Below are 16,831 nucleotides of genomic sequence, written 5' to 3'. Positions count from 1 at the left end.
GTATTCCTCCCTGAGAGGACAGGAATACGCCGAGTGTATTACTGTGTCAATACAGTGAAAGAATGGTTTCCCTCTCTGCTTAACCGCGTGCGCTGGAAGGCGCTGCGTCCGCGCCGAGTACTTCCTGCATGGCTTTCAGGATCGCACCGCTCTGCTCGCTGCCCGACTGCGGGGCCTGCAGATTGGTCATACTATTGATGTCGTCCCAACGTGCCGCGAAGCCTTCGACCGTGCGCTCACCGTCTTTCAGCCAAACGGCGTCGTTCATGGTTACCCATGCGCTGTGGAAACCGCCTGCGCCTGCACCAACGATCTGATTGGTCGGTGCATCTTCGCTGACGAGATACAGCGCTGCCGGAGCAACATTCTCGGGCGAGAACAGCTTGAAGGCTTCTTCGGGGAAGAGGTCTTCAGTCATGCGGGTGCCGGCGACCGGTGACAGCGAGTTACAACGGATGTTGTATTTCGCGCCTTCGAGGTTGAGCGTCTTGGTCAGACCAGCGAGGCCCAGCTTCGCTGCACCATAGTTGGCTTGGCCAAAGTTACCGAACAGGCCGGTCGAGCTGGTGGTCATCAAGATACGGCCATAGGCCTGCTCGCGGAAAGTTTCCCAGCATGCTTTGGTGGCATAGGCCGAACCCAGCAGGTGGACTTTAACTACCAGCTCGAAATCGTCCGGAGTCATTTTCGCGAAGCTTTTGTCGCGCAGAATGCCTGCATTGTTGATCAGCACATGGACGCCGCCCCATTTTTGCTTGGCGTCAGCGACCATCTTTTCCATTTGGTCATATTCGGTAACCGAACAGCCGTTGGCGATCGCTTCGCCGCCAGCCTTTTCGATTTCTTCCACGACCTGCGCGGCGGCGTCCGATGTACCGGTGCCGTCGCGTGCGCCGCCGAGGTCATTGACCACAACTTTCGCACCGCGGCGTGCCAATTCCAGCGCATATTCGCGGCCCAAACCGCCGCCAGCGCCGGTTACGATTGCGACGCGATCCTTGAATGAAATGGTCATGAAATTCTCTCCAATTTAAATTCTGTAACTTTACGTTGCCGTAAACGTGAAGATGGATTGGCATGTTCCGCAGCATGTTGCAACTGCGAACAAGCCGAACCGCTATGCCGTAGCGTTATGCGGGGGCATTGCGGCGAATCAGTGGCGGGGAGTGACCTGTTTTGATATTGCCGTGGCAAATTCAAGAGGCGCGCGTTCGTTCGTAACCTCGCAAAGGACATTGAGTAAATTGAAGTTTCCTGTCTAAGAGGAAGCGGCACTGTAGATATTCCAAAACACGAGGTCACATTGACAAATATCTGGCGTCCGCTGGCTCCAATTATTTTTCTCGCTCTGCTTGGTTGTGGTGGCGGTGGTAGTAGTGGCAATAACACGCCACCAACTGTCGGAGGTGGGCCAACCCCGACTCCAACCCCAACTCCAACTCCATCCCCAACTCCAACCCCCACGCCATCTCAATCAGCCGATAGAGCCGACGTTTCTTTTCTTCATGTCTTTTCGGTTATGCCGCGCGATGGAGCTCGTCCTCACGAGGCTCCAATAGAGGCAAGTGATGGCAGTTTCTATGGAACCACGCTCCAAGGAGGTGATGGTTTCGGCACTATCTACAAGCTGACGCCAAATGGGGACTATTCTGTATTGTATCGTTTCCAAAATGGAGCGAACGATGGAGCGAATCCGGTTGGGCAGCTAGTCCAAGGAGGTGATGGTGCGCTCTATGGAGTGACAATTATTGGTGGGCGCTTTCTAAGAGGTACCGCTTTCAGAGTGGACCTAAACGGCAATCACACACTCTTGCATGAATTCGGACAAAGCGACGCACAAGGTCACAATCCCGAATACGGATTAATGCTCGCAAGCGATGGGTTTCTATACGGAACGACTGGGCAGGGTGGTGGTAACCCATGTGTCGCCTCTGAAGATGGATGCGGTACTATTTTTCGGCTTTCAACCTCCGGAGAACACACAGTTCTTTATGCCTTTCCGCGCTTCGAAGGAGATGGCGCTGTACCAAAGGGCGAGCTTAGAGAAGGGGACGATGGAAACTTCTACGGTGCTACAGGTATTGGCGGTTTGCCGGATTGCGGAAACAATCTGCAAGTCGTTGGGTGCGGGACAATCTTCCGAATGACGCCGCAGGGCCAGGTTACGGTCCTACACAGATTCGGCAGTGGCCGAGTGAATGGTGATATTTCCGATGGTGTCTCGCCGATCACCACTTTGACAAAAGGGCCAGATGGTGCGTTTTATGGCACAACTGAAGCTGGAGGGACTGGAACCTGCTCGTTCACCTTGGGTTGTGGTACCATCTTTCGTATAACCGAAGCCGGCGACTATTCTTCATTGTACCAATTTTCGGTCAATACTGGTACTATCGTGGTGATTGATGGGCGAAATGTTGGTGCCAAAATTGACGGTTTTTCCCCGGCACGCAGACTAGTTCTGGGACCAGATAACAAGCTTTACGGAGCTACCCGTCATGGTGGAGAGCGCGATTCGCTTGAGAGCGGAACGCTATTTCGAATTTCCGTCCAAGGCAAGAAAGAGACAATTTTTCACTTCGACAACATAACTGGAAAGCCCGGCTACCCATGGGGCGGACTGCTTTTGGCAAGCGATGGCAATTTTTACGGCACTACGCTTGATAACAATAGGCTCGGTGCTACTGGTCCAAGGACGGGAGCGGGCACAATTTTTAAGATGACAGCTCCCTAACCTTTGTCACCTATGTACGACTGGGTTCAACGACTACTCAGGTCAGCCAAAGCACCAATCAACTCACCCGCCGTCTCCACCACAGCATCTGCGCCCAATTCGTGCGGGGGTTTGTCGCAATAGCCATAGGCACATGCGATAACCGGTACGCCTGCGGCTTTCGCGGCGTTAACGTCGTAGGAACTGTCGCCCACGAACGCGAATGATCCGCCTCCGCAGCGCTTCCGGGCTTCGTAGATGGGATCGGGGGCGGGTTTGGCGCGCTGCTTGCCGTCGGCATCTTTGCCCATCGTGTCGCCGCCAATGATGGTGACGAAACGATCGGACAGGCCGAGCTGCTCCAGTATGCTTTTGGCGAAGCTTTCGAACTTGTTGGTCACGACAGCGATTTTGACGTCGCGCGCTGCGAGTTCGTCCAGTGTTTCGATCATACCGGGGTAGGGTTGCGAATGCACGGCGTTGTGCTCGGAATAATAGTCCAACATCTGCTTGTAGAGCGCGTGGAATGCATCGCGCTCCATGCCCCCTTGCTCATCCACAGCCTTGGAAAGCATCATCTTCGCCCCTCCGCCGATCAGGTCTTTTGAGCTACCCACCGGAACCGGTTTGAACCCGCCCGTCACCAATGCATGATTTACTGCCGCGCCGAGATCCTGATGTGTATCAAGAAGCGTGCCGTCGAGGTCGAAACCGACGGCGCTAAAGGGAAAATCGCTCATAGATGCGCTGCGTGGCGGAACGTTCTTCAATCTGCAAGCAATTGGTGGCATTGGGGCTGCTATGAACAAATTCGCAGCCGTCATTCTCGCCGCGGGCAAAGGCACCCGCATGAAATCCGATTTGCACAAGGTGCTCCACCCGATTGGTGGCAAGCCGATGCTGTTTCACCTGCTCGACAGTTTTGAGGAACTGTCGCCGGAACACACAGTGGTGGTCGCGGGCGACCGGCATGAGCAGCTGCGTGATGCGGTGACTGACCGCAATGTGACCGTGGCTTTGCAGGAGCCGCAGCTCGGAACGGCCCATGCTGCGCTGATGGCGAAAGACGCCTTGTCCGGTTTCGAGGGGCTCGTGATGGTCTGCTTCGGCGACTGTCCGATGGTCAAAGCAGAAACCGTGCGCAAGCTGTGTGATGCCGTGGATGACGCGACCAAAGTGGCAGTGCTGGGCTTCCGGCCCGCGGACACGCTCGCCTATGGCCGGATCATCGCCTCGGATGACGGCATTGTTTCCAAAATGGTCGAGCATAAAGACGCAAATGAAGATGAGCGTGCCTGCGACCTGTGCAATTCGGGCGTCATCATTGCGCACAGCAAAGATATCTGGCGACTGCTCGACGGCGTGGGTAATGATAATGCGCAGGGCGAATATTATTTGCCCGACGTTGCGACCAAAGCGATTGCAGAGGGAAGCAAGGTCGTTGCGGTAGAAACCAGCCCTGATGAAGTCGCCGGTATTAATTCGCGCGCAGAGCTGGCTCAGGCAGAAGCGCAATGGCAGCAATTCAGACGCGAGGAAGCGATGGCAGCGGGCGTCTCGATGAAAGCGCCGGATACGGTGTTCTTCAGCTGGGATACCGAGCTAGGCCGCGATGTCACAATCGAACCGCATGTGGTGTTTGGCCCGGGTGTGAAAGTCGCTGACCATGCGCTTATCCGCTCGTTCAGCCACCTCGAAGGCGCGACTTTGGGTGAACACACCAGCGTCGGCCCTTACGCGCGCCTGCGTCCGGGCGCAGTGCTCGAAGAGGGCGCCTTTATCGGTAACTTCGTTGAAATGAAAAAGGCCACGCTCGGCAAAGGTGCTAAGGCTAGCCATCTGACGTATCTTGGTGATGCCACGGTAGGTGCGGGGGCGAATATTGGCGCAGGAACGATCACCTGCAATTATGACGGCTATTTCAAGCACCAGACCACCATTGGTGAGCGCGCCTTCATTGGCAGCAACAGCGCACTGATTGCTCCGGTGAATATTGGCGCCGACGCCATCGTCGCCGCAGGCAGCGCGGTAAGCCGTGATGTCGCCGCTGGAGAGCTCCGGATGGTCCGCGCCGAGCAGATGGTCAAACCTGGCTGGGCCGACCGTTTTCATGATACGATGAAAAAGAAGAAAGCGGCGCAAAAATCGGCTGCAAAGAAGGACAGCCAAAAGTGATACGGTGAGCGCCGATGACCAAACCTGCTGGTTATGCACCCGTCCGTTCGGCAAACGCATCCAGTGGCATCATACTATCCCGAAATCGAAGAAAGGCCGCGATACGGTTCCGGTCCATCCAATCTGCCACAGGACCATCCATGCCAATTTTACTAATGCCGAACTGGCGCGCATGGGAGCGGACCGTGATGCGCTGTTGGAGCGAGATGCGCTGTCCAAATTCGTTAGCTGGATAAAGAAAAAACCGCCCGACTTTCACGCGCCAACCAGGGGGCCTAGATAAGGGGGCTGGCGTGTTTCGGCCGGGCGGCCGTTCAGGCACTTGCGTCTAGAACCAGGGACAACGCTTAGTGCAGTTCGAGTTCTTTTTTGTCTGCGACCCTATCGGCAAATTGATCTTGCCAGGTTTCAAATTCGCGTCGGCTGAGTAAGTATTTACCTCTAGCCTCATCCAGACTGATCACATCGCTGCGAACCGCGTGGACAACTTCCGCTTTGCGGTTCTGGGACCAGTGCACGTTGTACGTCTCCGGTAGCCCGGCGCGCTTGATGCGGGAGGCTACGGACTCGTCTCGGGGATACGCCATCTTCTGTCTCCAACTTGACCCCCGTCAATACTGATCATTGGCTCCGTTCGTTAATATGGCCTTGGTGAACATGGTGAACATCGCGTGTGAGCCGCGGTTCAACGTTGAGCGGCGAGCATTGGTGCAGAAAATCAAAAAGGCGGCCTCCGGCATATATGCAAGAGACCGCCTTTTGGTGACTTGAACACCGATTGTCGCCTATTCGCCCGACCGGTCATCCTTCAACCGCTGCATGAGATAGACATATTGCAGCGCAGACAGTTTTGCGCGCTGCTCATTGTCGACGCCCCCCGAATGCCCGCCAGTCATATCCTCATAATAGTAGTAAGGCTGGCCAAGCGCTTTCATCTTTGCCGCGCCCTTGCGGGCATGGGCGGGATGGGTGCGATCATCTGCTGTCGAGGCCCAGAAGAACGGCGCGGGATAATCTACGCCGGGGGCGATCTTCTGATAAGGCGAGTATCCTGCGATCCAGGCGCGCTGTTCTGGGATGCGCGGGTCGCCATATTCACCGATCCACGATGCGCCGCGACCGATCTCGTGATAGCGGAGCATATCGAATAGCGGGATCGCGACGATGGCCGCGCCATACAGATCAGGCCGCTGGGTGAAGGCTGTGCCCACTAGCAACCCGCCTTGCGAGCCGCCTTGGATACCAAGATTCTCCGGTGCAGTGTAATCGCGCTTCACCAGATCATCGGCCACCGCGATGAAGTCATCCCAAGTGCGCTGCTTGTTCTCGCGGATCGCAGTCTGGTGCCATTCGGGGCCAAACTCACCGCCGCCGCGCAGATTGGCGAGCACATATGCGCCGCCGTTTTCGACCCACAGCTTACCTGCTGAACCCAGATAGCCCGGCAGACGTGATACTTGGAAGCCGCCATAGCCTGTCAGTAGCGTTGGCGTATTTGCGCCAAGTTCCATACCTTTGGGTTTGACGATGAAATACGGAATTTTGGTGCCGTCAGCCGACACGGCTTCGTGCTGCTCGACTTCCATGCCGTCTGCGTCGAAGCGTGACGGGCTGGTCTTGAGAACCTCTGGTTTGTCACCTTCCGAATAATATAGCGTTGTGGGAGTCAGGAAGTCGGTCACGGTGAACATGATCTCGTCGGTCTCGTTGGACGAGGCACCAATGCTGACCGTGGCATTGTCGGGCAGGTCGACTTTCGACGATTGCCACACGCCGTCCTCATAATCGAACTTGAGCACTTGGCCGCGCACATTGTCGAGCAAGCCGACATAGAGGCTGTTCGCGGTGATTGCGCCGCCGCGTTTGGTCTGGCGCTCCTCTGGCGCCCAGACCAGCGTCTTGGCTGCGCCGTTGGGATCGGTTTTCCATTCCTCCAGATCCATCGCAATCAGCGAGTCTGCCGGGAAGGTCTGGCCATCCACGGTCCAATCCACATCAGTACTGAACAGCATCTGCCCGTCGATAATGCCGTAGGGATTGGCTTTGGCCGGCATATCCAGTTTCAACCAGTCGTCACCATGCCAAACATAATACGCACGTTCGTGGAAACTTAGGCCGCGATAGGCCATCCGAGCGTGCACAGTGCTCGCCGCATCGCGCAGCAGATAGGCGCCTGCAGAAACATCCTTCGCATCGCCGCGGAAAATCTCTTCGGCATCCGCAATGTCAGTGCTGCGTTGCCAAATGCGGGCCGTGAATGGATATTCACTTTCGGTGATTGTCTCGCTGCCAAAGTCGCGCCCGACCAGCAGTGTGTCTTCATCGATCCAGCTTACACCGCCTTGGCTTTCGGGCAGTTCAAATCCGTCTTCGATGAACTCCCCGGTTTCCATATTAAACTCGCGCATGATTGTGGCGTCCTTGCCGCCATCGGATAGCGCGATCATGCACATGCGGCCATCGGGCGGGAGGCATGACGAGCCCTTATAGACCCATTCCTTGCCTTCGGCGGCGGCCAACGCATCGACGTCCAGAATGGTTTCCCATTCGGGATCGTCGGTTTTGTAGCTTTCGCGCGTTGTCCGGCGCAGGATGCCCTTGGGGTTTTCCTTGTCCTGCCAGAAATTAACGAGCCCGAATTTCGAAAAGCCGACATAGGGGACGCGATCTTCGCTATCGAGGATTGCCAGCGCGTCGCCTTTCAACTTTTCAAAGCGTGGATCGGTGGCCAGCATCGAATTGGTGCGTTCGTTCTCTGCTCTGACCCAGGCAAGCGCTTCCTCGCTGCGGGCTTCTTCGAGCCAGATAAACGGGTCTTCGGCAGGGCCGGGAATGCCATCATCGGCGACTTTTTCAGCCATTGCGTCCGATGCTTGGTCGTTGGCAGATGCAGGCGTTGCAGTCATTGCGAAAGTCGCTGCGATGGCGAGTGTGGAAACAAGTTTCAAATATCCTCTCCCAGTGAAGGTTGTGGCCACCTAGTGCTGTTTGCCGCACAAAAAGTGAAGCCGTTTTCTCGATTATCGCGACGAGCTGAAAAACGGTACTCCCATTTCGTTTCGCGATTGCTCGCGTCGGATTTCGATACAACGATCTGGTAATGGTTCTTCGTTAGTACAATCTGGGAAAGGTCGGATGTGTTATGACGGAATACAGCAAGCTGAAGAAGAACATCGGTTACCCGCAAGCGGATTTGTTTGTCGCAGGAAAGCCATACCGGGTCGGCGTGATAGATATCACCATCAAAGCAGTTTACTTGATTACCCAGGCCGATCTAGGGGTGGCTGTAGGTGACACGCTTGCTGTAACAATGGACGACTTTCCGAGTGCGGTAGTCTATGTCCGTTCGATTATCCAAGACCGTATTCTGATCGAGTTTCGGGCCGAAATCGACGCCAGCGTTGTCGATTACGTCGACGGCAAATGGTCGGAATTAATCGAGATGGCTGTGGATGACGGCGAATTCAGGCGAACACGGCTGGCTGTAGAATCGAGAGCAGCCTGAGATGAAGAGGGCGGCCAATTGGCCGCCCTCTAAATCATTATTACAGTGACGCACTAGCCTTCGACGCGTTCTGCCAAAACGGTGAGGCCATTCTCGCCGACCTCTGCAAAACCGCCTTCGATGGCGATTTCTTCCGCTGCGCCGCCTTCGGTCTTGAAGACCTGAACGACACCGTCGCGGATGGTGGACATGAAGGGCGCATGGCCCTCCAGCACACCAAACTCACCTTCCGCGCCGGGCACGACGACCATATGGACGTCTTCCGAGCGGACCAGCTTGGCCGGCGTTACGAGTTCGAAGTGTAGTGCCATGTTGCTTAGGCGTCCTCGGCCATTTTCTTGGCTTTTGCGACCACATCTTCGATGCCGCCAACCATATAGAAAGCTTGCTCGGGAAGGTGATCATACTCGCCTTCGACAACCGCCTTGAACGAAGCAACAGTATCTTCGAGCTGGACGAACACGCCGCTGATGCCGGTGAAGACTTCCGCAACGTGGAATGGCTGCGAGAGGAACTTCTGGATCTTACGCGCCCGGGCGACGGTCAGCTTATCTTCTTCAGACAGCTCGTCCATGCCGAGAATCGCGATGATGTCCTGCAGCGATTTGTACTTCTGCAAAGTCTCTTGGACCTTACGGGCAGTTTCATAGTGCTCGTTACCAACAACGCGCGGCTCGAGGACGCGTGATGTAGAATCGAGCGGGTCAACCGCCGGGTAAATGCCTAGCTCCGAAATCGCGCGGTTCAGCGTGGTCGTCGCGTCCAAGTGGGCGAACGACGTTGCTGGCGCAGGGTCGGTAAGGTCATCGGCAGGAACGTAGATGGCCTGAACCGAAGTAATCGAACCCTTGGTTGTCGACGTAATACGCTCTTGCAAGTTACCCATGTCGGTCGACAGCGTTGGCTGATAGCCCACCGCCGAAGGAATACGGCCAAGAAGCGCGGACACTTCCGAACCGGCCTGCGTGAAGCGGAAGATATTGTCGACGAAGAACAAAACGTCCTGACCTTCTTGGTCGCGGAAATACTCCGCCATTGTCAGACCCGACAGAGCAACACGGGCACGCGCGCCAGGAGGCTCGTTCATCTGACCGAAGACGAGAGCAACCTTGGAGCCTTCCGATGTTGCAACGCCGTCAGCATCCTTGGCGATAACGCCAGCGTCGAGGAATTCGTGATAAAGGTCGTTACCTTCGCGGGTACGCTCACCCACACCGGCGAACACGGACACGCCGCCGTGACCCTTGGCGATGTTGTTGATCAGTTCCTGAATAAGAACCGTCTTACCCACGCCGGCACCGCCGAACAGGCCAATCTTACCGCCCTTTGCGTAAGGTGCGAGAAGGTCGATAACCTTAATACCGGTCACCAGAATGGCCGAGTCAGTGGACTGGTCAACAAATGGAGGCGCTTCTGCGTGAATTGGCGACGTTTGATCGGCGCCGATGGGGCCAAGCATATCGATTGGCTCACCAACCACGTTCATGATCCGGCCGAGTGTTTTCGGGCCAACGGGCACAGAAATCTGTGCGCCGGTGCTGATCACTTCCTGACCGCGGGTCAGGCCCTCGGTTGCGTCCATCGCGATGGTACGAACGGTGTTCTCACCAAGGTGCTGCGCAACTTCCAGAACCAGCGTCTGATCGCCGTTCTTTGTCTCGAGAGCCGAGAGAATTGCGGGCAGTTCACCGGGGAACGCCACGTCGACAACAGCGCCGATGATCTGGGCAATGGTGCCGTTGGTGGATTGGTTTAGGACTGGGGCGGTAGCCATGGTGTTTTCCTTAGCCTTCTGAATTTTCGATAATCATTATGCTACAGCGAGGGAAATCGCCGCTGTGCCAAACCCAAATCGATTCTTCGAACTTGAGCTTCGCCGTATATTTCATTTCTGTAGAGCTATTTTCGCCTACAAATCCATAATTCACCCGGTACACATGCTCATCGTGGGTGGGGAGTGCTTCGAAGCTACCCACAGCTGGACAGTGAGCCATCCCTTCAGCAGGCAACTTTTTGTACCAAGCGTTAGCCAAGTCTTGCGCCGTAGGTGCTGGGACAGAAGCCATTGCGTAAGCAAAGATCGCGGAGGCAATCATCACAATGCCTCGGCTCCTGCAATAATTTCAATGAGTTCAGTGGTAATCGCGGCCTGACGGCTGCGGTTATACTGGATAGTGAGTTTGTTGATCAGATCGCCCGCATTGCGCGTGGCGTTGTCCATTGCGGTCATCGATGCGCCCTGTTCGGATGCAGCGATTTCGAGCAATGCGCCGAACAGCTGCGTCTTCACATAACGTGGCAGCAGTTCTTCGAGGATTTCTTCTTCGCCCGGCTCATATTCGACAACCGCATCACTTTCGTCGGCGGTTGCGGGGGCAGGGACGGGAATGATCTGGTCGATAGTCGGGTTCTGCACCAGCGCAGACTGGAAAGTGGGGTAAACAAGGTGGGCAATATCGAATTTGCCCGCTTCATACATTTCGACCAACTCTTCAGCGATCTTCGCAGCTTCTTCAAAGCCGGGATAGCGAACGGTGCTGGTGTCGAAATGCGTGCCGATCTGGTTCGGGAAGTTACGCTTCAGCGGCGCGCGACCTTTTTTGCCGACAAGGTAAAACTCGACGTCCTTGCCAGCCGCCTGAAGCTCTTGAGCCTTGGCAGCGGCAGCACGAACGAGGTTCGAGTTCAAACCGCCGCACAGACCTTTGTCGGTATTCACAACCACCAGCAGGTGGCGCTTGTCCGATCCAGTGCCCGCGAGCAGTTTCGGCGCATCGTCGCCCGACACCTTGGAGGCAAGCGCGGCCATGACCGAAGCCAGACGCTCCGCATAAGGGCGCGCTTCTTCGGCTGCCGCCTGCGCCTTGCGGAGCTTGGCAGCTGCGACCATTTGCTTGGCCTTGGTGATCTTCTGGGTCGATTTAACCGACCCGATCCGATCCTTGAGTTCCTTGAGTGATGCCACTCTAGTTTCCTCTTTTTCCGTCATTCCCGCGAAAGCGGGAACCTAGGGTGTCTCAGTGCTACTTTGCTCTGGGTCCCCGCTTTCGCGGGAATGACGAAGGTTGGTGTTTCTCTCTTACTTAAACTTACGCAAACTGTTTAGCGAATGCGTCGAGCGCTTTGACGGTATCGTCTTTGACATCGTCGAACTTGCCGCTGGTCCGGATCGTTGCGAGGATGTCAGCGTGCTCGCTGCGCATGAAGCTCAGCATAGCTGCTTCATATTCATTCACGCGGTCAACGGCCACACTATCGAGGTAGCCATTGGTACCTGCGAAGATCGACACGGTTTGCTCTTCGAACGGCATTGGCGAGAACTGAGGCTGTTTGAGCAGCTCGGTCAGGCGCGCACCGCGGTTGAGAAGTTTCTGAGTCGAGGCGTCCAGGTCCGAACCGAACTGCGCGAAGGCAGCCATTTCACGGTACTGGGCCAGTTCCAGCTTGATCGAACCCGAAACCTTTTTCATTGCTTTTGTCTGCGCGGCACCACCAACACGGCTAACCGACAGACCCACGTTAATCGCGGGGCGAACACCCTGATAGAACAGGTCGGTTTCAAGGAAGATCTGACCATCGGTGATCGAAATCACGTTGGTTGGGATGTATGCAGACACGTCACCGGCCTGCGTTTCAATGATCGGCAGAGCAGTCAGCGAACCGCCGCCATTGTCGTCATTCATTTTCGCAGCACGCTCAAGCAGGCGGCTGTGAAGATAGAAAACGTCACCAGGATAGGCTTCACGGCCCGGAGGACGGCGCAGCAGAAGCGACATTTGACGATACGCAACAGCTTGCTTCGAAAGATCGTCATACACGATCACGGCATGCATGCCGTTGTCGCGGAAGAATTCACCCATCGCGCAGCCGGTGTAAGGTGCCAGGAACTGCAGCGGTGCAGGCTCCGAAGCGGTTGCCGCCACAACGATGGAATATTCCATCGCGCCGTTTTCTTCGAGGCTCTTCACGATCTGGGCAACGGTCGAGCGCTTCTGGCCGACAGCTACATAGATGCAGTAGAGTTTTTTCTTCTCGTCGTCGCCCGAATGCGCTTCCTTCTGGTTGATGAAGGTATCGATTGCGACAGCGGTTTTACCGGTTTGACGGTCACCAATGATAAGCTCGCGCTGGCCGCGGCCAACAGGAACGAGAGCGTCGATCGCCTTGAGGCCGGATTGCACAGGCTCATCAACCGATTTCCGCGGGATGATGCCGGGGGCTTTGACTTCGACACGGCTACGCTCGGTGCTTTCGATCGGACCTTTGCCGTCAATCGGGTTGCCCAGAGCGTCAACAACGCGGCCGAGCAGGCCTTTGCCAACCGGAACGTCCACAATAGTGCCCGTCCGCTTAACAACGTCACCTTCTTTGATCTCGGCGTCAGAGCCGAAGATCACGACACCGACATTGTCGGCTTCGAGGTTGAGAGCCATGCCTTGAACGCCATTGGCGAACTCGACCATCTCACCAGCCTGCACTTTGTCGAGGCCGTGGATACGGGCGATACCGTCACCAACGGAGAGCACGGAACCGACTTCGCTGACTTCAGCTTCGGTGCCGAAATTGGCGATTTGGTCTTTAATGACCTTAGAAATTTCTGCGGCGCGGATTTCCATCATTTAGCCTTTCATCGCTTGCGCGAGGGAATTCAAACGGGTGCGGATCGAGCCATCAATGCGCTTCGATCCAATTGTTACGACGAGGCCGCCCAGAAGTTCCGGATCGACATCGGCTGAAAGTTTTACGGTACGGCCTTCGCGGGCAGTCAGCTTGTCCTTCAAAGTGGACAGCTGCGCTTTCGACAGTTCATGCGCGCTGGTGACAGTGGCTGTCACTTCGCCGCGCTGTGCCGCTGCGATAGTACCGAAGGCGCGGATCATGTCGGGCAGATCACCAAGACGGCGATTACCGGCAAGCACGCCGAGAAAGTTGTTGGTAAGCTCAGACGTTTTGAGCTTTTTACCAACCGCTGCAATAGCATCACCCGCCTGGGTGCGGCTGATTTGCGGATTGGTGATAAGGTTTTGCAATTCGTCCGATTCGCCAAGAGCTGCGTGCAGCTTCTCGAGATCGGATTCGACTGCGCTAACCGACCCAGCCTCTGAAGCGAGGTCGAACAAAGCAGACGCGTAACGCCCTGCTAGGCTAGCCTTGATACCGCCGGAAATATCCACGCGTTTTGGTCCTCTTGGGTCCGAAGAAAAATCTGTCTTAGCTGCGTCTGATACAGGCGTGTAAAACACTGCCTCTGCGAAGCTGGCGCGCCCCTATCATCGGGTATGCTGCATTGCAAGAAGGAGTCGTTCGTTTTTCGGACTCTTTAATTTGGTCTGAAGCGCGGACATAGACGTCCATCCGCTTGGCTATGCCTAACGGCGGTCCGCGGCCGCGCTTGAGGCGACACGGATTTTCCTTCATAATGCGCGCCAAGCGGACACCTAACGATCCGCGTGAGGAGAAAATAATGCAGACGACCCCGATGGCCCCTAAATGCGGCGTAGAAGTTTCCGGTGTACAATTGGCCAGTGCCGATGACGCGGCGATGGAAGCGATCAAGACCACCATTTACGAGCATGGCGTCGCTGTTTTCCGCGATCAGGAATTTTCTCCGGAAGATCACATCACATTCGGCCGCCGCTGGGGCGGGATCGATGTGAACAATTACTTCCCGCTCAACGAAGATTTTCCGGAGATCGCTCTGGTCAAAAAGGAAGCGCACGAATCCACCAATATTGGCGGGGCGTGGCATACGGACCATTCTTATGATCAGATTCCGGCGATGGGGTCGGTCCTGGTCGCCCGCGATCTGCCGCCCAGCGGCGGCGACACCGAATGGGCGCATATGGGCGCGGCATATGATGCGCTGCCGGATGATATCAAAGCGGAGATCGACGGGCTGGAAGCGTTCCACACAGCCGATCATGTCTATAAGGCCGATGGTCTATATGCGCAGACCGATATGGGCAAAAATCTGCGCGGTCAGGATTTGAAGACCGGTGCAATCCATCCGGTTGTGATCCGTCATCCGCAAACGGGCCGCAAACTGCTGTATGTCAATAGCGGTTTCACCATTCATTTCGTGGGCCAAACCCGCGAACAGAGCTTGCCGCTGCTGCAAAAACTGCTTGATGCGGCGGTGATGGATGACAATCGCTGCCGGCTTCAATGGAAGCCGGGCACTGTGGCGATCTGGGATAACCGGACGAGCTGGCATAATGCGATCAACGACTATGCCGGCCACCGCCGCGAAATGCACCGAATTACGCTAAGCGGAGAAGCGCTGGCGGCTTAGGCTGCTACCGTCGCTGCGGCATCGCATATGCTGCGGCATCCAGAGCTTGCACGCAGCCACTCTGGATTGCCGCGCTTCGCTCGCAATGACGAACTGGAAGTTATTCTCCTTTCACCTCGCAAGAATATACCAGCCGCTCATTTGGACTTTCGGGGAGCAGCGCGGTTACGCCGCCTTGCATGTCGCCGAGGCTGGTCGCCGCGCCGACTGCGCCGCATTTAGGCGGACTGTACTTGCCGCGCGTTGTCCGCGCTTCTGCCATGGCGGTACGGCTGAGGAGAAAACGGTCTGTGCGGAACGTTTTGCTGCCCGGATCATAGCTGTTGATTGCGACAGCATCGGTTTCATTCGGAACAAAAACGCGCGACCATGTTCCAGCTGAGACGCCATATTGAGTGCGTCCGTTTACGCAGCCATCCTCGGCCCAGTCGAACTCAATAGCCTCGTCCGGTGTGCCGGTAATCCGGCTACGATCAACTTGCAGCGTGCAAACGAGAGTGCCGTTCGCCGGATCGCTCGCATTCTCGCCGCCATCCTCATCCTCGCCTGCCATAGCGGCGTTGACCTTATGGTCGATGGCCTCGATGCCCGGTCGGGTGAACCATAGGGCCAGTGCGGAGACAATCGCGATGGCGGAGATTGTGCCCCCGATCATGAGAATTCGTTCGTCGGACTCCTCACCGCGCCTTTGGGCTTTCCACGCAACGACACCTGCGCCGGCTCCTAGCAGAATGAGCAGAAAAGCAATCGCCATCGCATTTTCACGGGCTTCTGCAACCTCCAGCTCCGCTTCCAGTTGAACGCGGTCGCGCTTCATGCGGTCGGCCTCCGTTCGCTGTGCCAGTTCGATCCGGGCCGCGGTCTGTTCGCGCTCGATCCGCTGCTGCTCGGCGTCGTCCAGCTCTGCGAGACTGCGGCAGGGCAGGGCATTAATTTGCGCGCTTACATTGTTGTCGCGCAAAAACGGGATCAACTCGCGATTGGAAACGGCGAAGAAGAACTCGGCGTCGGAGCCCGAAGAATCCGCACCAAAACTGTTCACACCCAGCACCCGCCCGCAGCCATCGAGCAGCGGTCCGCCCGAATTACCGCGTGCAATTGGCGCTGTATGCAGGATCGAGTCGAATTGGCGTGAAGGACGCCGGCCGGAAATAAAGCCGCGGCTCTTCACCGGAGGCTGCGAATTAAAAATATCGTTGAGGTCGAGTCCCTGTGCGCGGTCCACATTCATCGGGTAACCAACCGCAGAGACCTCACCGCTATCAGCGCCGTCATTGCCGGATATCGTGAGCGCAGGCAGGCGCAGATCGCCAACAATCTCTATCAAAGCGAGATCGTTCTTGGGGCTGACGGCGATGGGCTTGGCAAAGCCGGAATCGTTACCTTCGGGCGGGACGATCCCGATCCGCAGCGTGTCATCCTGCAAAGCCTCACGCACCACATGGGCATTGGTGATGATGCGGCTGGATGTGATTGCGAAGCCGGTTCCGTGACTGACAGGATAGACTTCGGTCCCGTCGGTCCCGATGATGACTACTCTCACTACCCCGCGCGCGGCCGCGTCAACGTCGGCCGGGTCTGCGAAGGCCTGTGTCGGGACCATCAGGCCGAGCAATGCCGCGAATGATAAAAAGAGGCGTAGCATGGCTTTGCCTCTATGAGTTAATCCGCTTTGAAAGCAAGATTTGGGATGCACGCTGTACCCGACTGCTGCAAACCCGCTTTCGAGAGTCACGAAGGGAAGCCGGTACAATGGCAACGATTTGGCGAGAGCAGGAAATGCATTGCAATGCCCGCGAGGCGTGGGACGCGATTGCGGATGTGAGCGCTTTGCACGTTCGAGTCGCGCCTGGATTGGTGAAAGACACGCAATATGACCCGAAGACGAAAATTCGCATTGTCACTTTTGAAGACGGTAATGTTCTTAAGGAACAAATGGTCGGTTCTGATCCAGATAATATGCGTATTGCGTGGACCGCTTCGAGCGAGGATTGGGAACACCACAATGCCGGATTACAAGTCCATGATATGGGCAACGGGCATTGCAAAGTGCGCTGGACAGCCGACTTCTGGCCGGACTCGGTTGCGGAGGGGTTTGGCCCGATGATGGAGGCCGGATTGGCCGCAATGAAAGGCGTGGTAGAGTAGA

At 56.3% G+C, this 16,831-nt stretch carries 17 protein-coding genes; 6 read left to right on the top strand and 11 right to left on the bottom strand.

The features are described 5' to 3' along the window. Positions 1-79 precede the first annotated feature (79 nt). The gene (locus GRI35_RS12050; RefSeq protein ID WP_160614384.1) at positions 80-1,015 is read right to left on the bottom strand and encodes an SDR family NAD(P)-dependent oxidoreductase; all 936 of its coding nucleotides are present in this window, start codon (positions 1,013-1,015) and stop codon (positions 80-82) included. 504 nt (positions 1,016-1,519) lie between these two features. On the opposite strand from GRI35_RS12050, the gene GRI35_RS12045 reads away from it, so the two are divergent. Then, positions 1,520-2,731 carry a choice-of-anchor tandem repeat GloVer-containing protein gene (locus GRI35_RS12045; protein WP_160614383.1) on the top strand — a complete coding sequence of 404 codons (1,212 nt, stop codon included), beginning with the start codon at positions 1,520-1,522 and terminating at the stop codon, positions 2,729-2,731. 26 nt (positions 2,732-2,757) lie between these two features. On the opposite strand, the gene GRI35_RS12040 is transcribed toward GRI35_RS12045, so the two are convergent. Then, positions 2,758-3,450, bottom strand: a complete 693-nt coding sequence (locus tag GRI35_RS12040; protein ID WP_160614382.1) for an HAD-IA family hydrolase — start codon at positions 3,448-3,450, stop codon at positions 2,758-2,760. A gap of 61 nt (positions 3,451-3,511) precedes the next feature. Between GRI35_RS12040 and glmU the strand changes: the two genes are divergently transcribed. Continuing rightward, positions 3,512-4,885 (top strand): bifunctional UDP-N-acetylglucosamine diphosphorylase/glucosamine-1-phosphate N-acetyltransferase GlmU, encoded by a 1,374-nt coding sequence (gene glmU / locus GRI35_RS12035; RefSeq protein WP_160614381.1) that lies wholly within the window; start codon positions 3,512-3,514, stop codon positions 4,883-4,885. A gap of 4 nt (positions 4,886-4,889) precedes the next feature. After that, positions 4,890-5,168: an HNH endonuclease gene (locus tag GRI35_RS12030; RefSeq protein WP_160614380.1), complete on the top strand. Its 279-nt coding sequence runs from the start codon at positions 4,890-4,892 to the stop codon at positions 5,166-5,168. Between the two features lie 64 nt (positions 5,169-5,232). On the opposite strand, the gene GRI35_RS12025 is transcribed toward GRI35_RS12030, so the two are convergent. Together GRI35_RS12025 and GRI35_RS12020 are read right to left on the bottom strand one after the other, a co-directional pair. Beyond that, positions 5,233-5,472, bottom strand: coding sequence for a DUF1153 domain-containing protein (locus GRI35_RS12025; RefSeq protein WP_160614379.1), 240 nt, complete (start codon positions 5,470-5,472; stop codon positions 5,233-5,235). A 198-nt stretch (positions 5,473-5,670) separates the two neighbouring features. After that, positions 5,671-7,833: a prolyl oligopeptidase family serine peptidase gene (locus tag GRI35_RS12020; RefSeq protein WP_328598441.1), complete on the bottom strand. Its 2,163-nt coding sequence runs from the start codon at positions 7,831-7,833 to the stop codon at positions 5,671-5,673. Positions 7,834-8,027: 194 nt separating this feature from the next. Here GRI35_RS12020 and GRI35_RS12015 point away from each other — a divergent pair, with 194 nt between their 5' ends. Beyond that, positions 8,028-8,390 (top strand): hypothetical protein, encoded by a 363-nt coding sequence (locus tag GRI35_RS12015; RefSeq protein ID WP_160614378.1) that lies wholly within the window; start codon positions 8,028-8,030, stop codon positions 8,388-8,390. 53 nt (positions 8,391-8,443) lie between these two features. Here GRI35_RS12015 and GRI35_RS12010 read toward each other — a convergent pair whose 3' ends face one another. The 6 genes from GRI35_RS12010 to GRI35_RS11985 form a co-directional block, all read right to left on the bottom strand. After that, a complete protein-coding gene (locus GRI35_RS12010; RefSeq protein WP_160614377.1) occupies positions 8,444-8,701 on the bottom strand; it encodes an ATP synthase F1 subunit epsilon in 258 nt (85 codons plus the stop codon). A 5-nt stretch (positions 8,702-8,706) separates the two neighbouring features. Continuing rightward, on the bottom strand, positions 8,707-10,164 hold the full coding sequence (atpD, locus tag GRI35_RS12005; RefSeq protein WP_160614376.1) for a F0F1 ATP synthase subunit beta: 1,458 nt from the start codon (positions 10,162-10,164) through the stop codon (positions 8,707-8,709). 10 nt (positions 10,165-10,174) lie between these two features. Continuing rightward, positions 10,175-10,489: a hypothetical protein gene (locus tag GRI35_RS12000; RefSeq protein ID WP_160614375.1), complete on the bottom strand. Its 315-nt coding sequence runs from the start codon at positions 10,487-10,489 to the stop codon at positions 10,175-10,177. Continuing rightward, positions 10,486-11,355 carry a F0F1 ATP synthase subunit gamma gene (locus GRI35_RS11995; protein WP_160614374.1) on the bottom strand — a complete coding sequence of 290 codons (870 nt, stop codon included), beginning with the start codon at positions 11,353-11,355 and terminating at the stop codon, positions 10,486-10,488. The genes GRI35_RS12000 and GRI35_RS11995 overlap by 4 nt, the downstream gene beginning before the upstream one ends. A 124-nt stretch (positions 11,356-11,479) precedes the next feature. Next, the gene (atpA, locus tag GRI35_RS11990) at positions 11,480-13,006 is read right to left on the bottom strand and encodes a F0F1 ATP synthase subunit alpha (protein ID WP_160614897.1); all 1,527 of its coding nucleotides are present in this window, start codon (positions 13,004-13,006) and stop codon (positions 11,480-11,482) included. 3 nt (positions 13,007-13,009) lie between these two features. Then, positions 13,010-13,564, bottom strand: coding sequence for a F0F1 ATP synthase subunit delta (locus GRI35_RS11985; RefSeq protein ID WP_160614373.1), 555 nt, complete (start codon positions 13,562-13,564; stop codon positions 13,010-13,012). Positions 13,565-13,854: 290 nt separating this feature from the next. Here GRI35_RS11985 and GRI35_RS11980 point away from each other — a divergent pair, with 290 nt between their 5' ends. Continuing rightward, positions 13,855-14,682: a TauD/TfdA dioxygenase family protein gene (locus tag GRI35_RS11980; RefSeq protein ID WP_235900211.1), complete on the top strand. Its 828-nt coding sequence runs from the start codon at positions 13,855-13,857 to the stop codon at positions 14,680-14,682. A 100-nt stretch (positions 14,683-14,782) separates the two neighbouring features. On the opposite strand, the gene GRI35_RS11975 is transcribed toward GRI35_RS11980, so the two are convergent. Then, positions 14,783-16,327, bottom strand: coding sequence for a trypsin-like peptidase domain-containing protein (locus GRI35_RS11975; RefSeq protein ID WP_160614372.1), 1,545 nt, complete (start codon positions 16,325-16,327; stop codon positions 14,783-14,785). A 107-nt stretch (positions 16,328-16,434) separates the two neighbouring features. On the opposite strand from GRI35_RS11975, the gene GRI35_RS11970 reads away from it, so the two are divergent. Continuing rightward, complete coding sequence (locus tag GRI35_RS11970; RefSeq protein WP_160614371.1) at positions 16,435-16,830, top strand: SRPBCC family protein; 396 nt, start codon at positions 16,435-16,437, stop codon at positions 16,828-16,830. Position 16,831: the final 1 nt, after the last annotated feature.

Source organism: Pontixanthobacter aestiaquae (assembly GCF_009827455.1).
Taxonomy (GTDB): domain Bacteria; phylum Pseudomonadota; class Alphaproteobacteria; order Sphingomonadales; family Sphingomonadaceae; genus Pontixanthobacter; species Pontixanthobacter aestiaquae.
The sequence above is the reverse complement of the archived record's forward strand: the minus strand, read 5'-3'. Positions and strand labels throughout refer to the sequence as shown.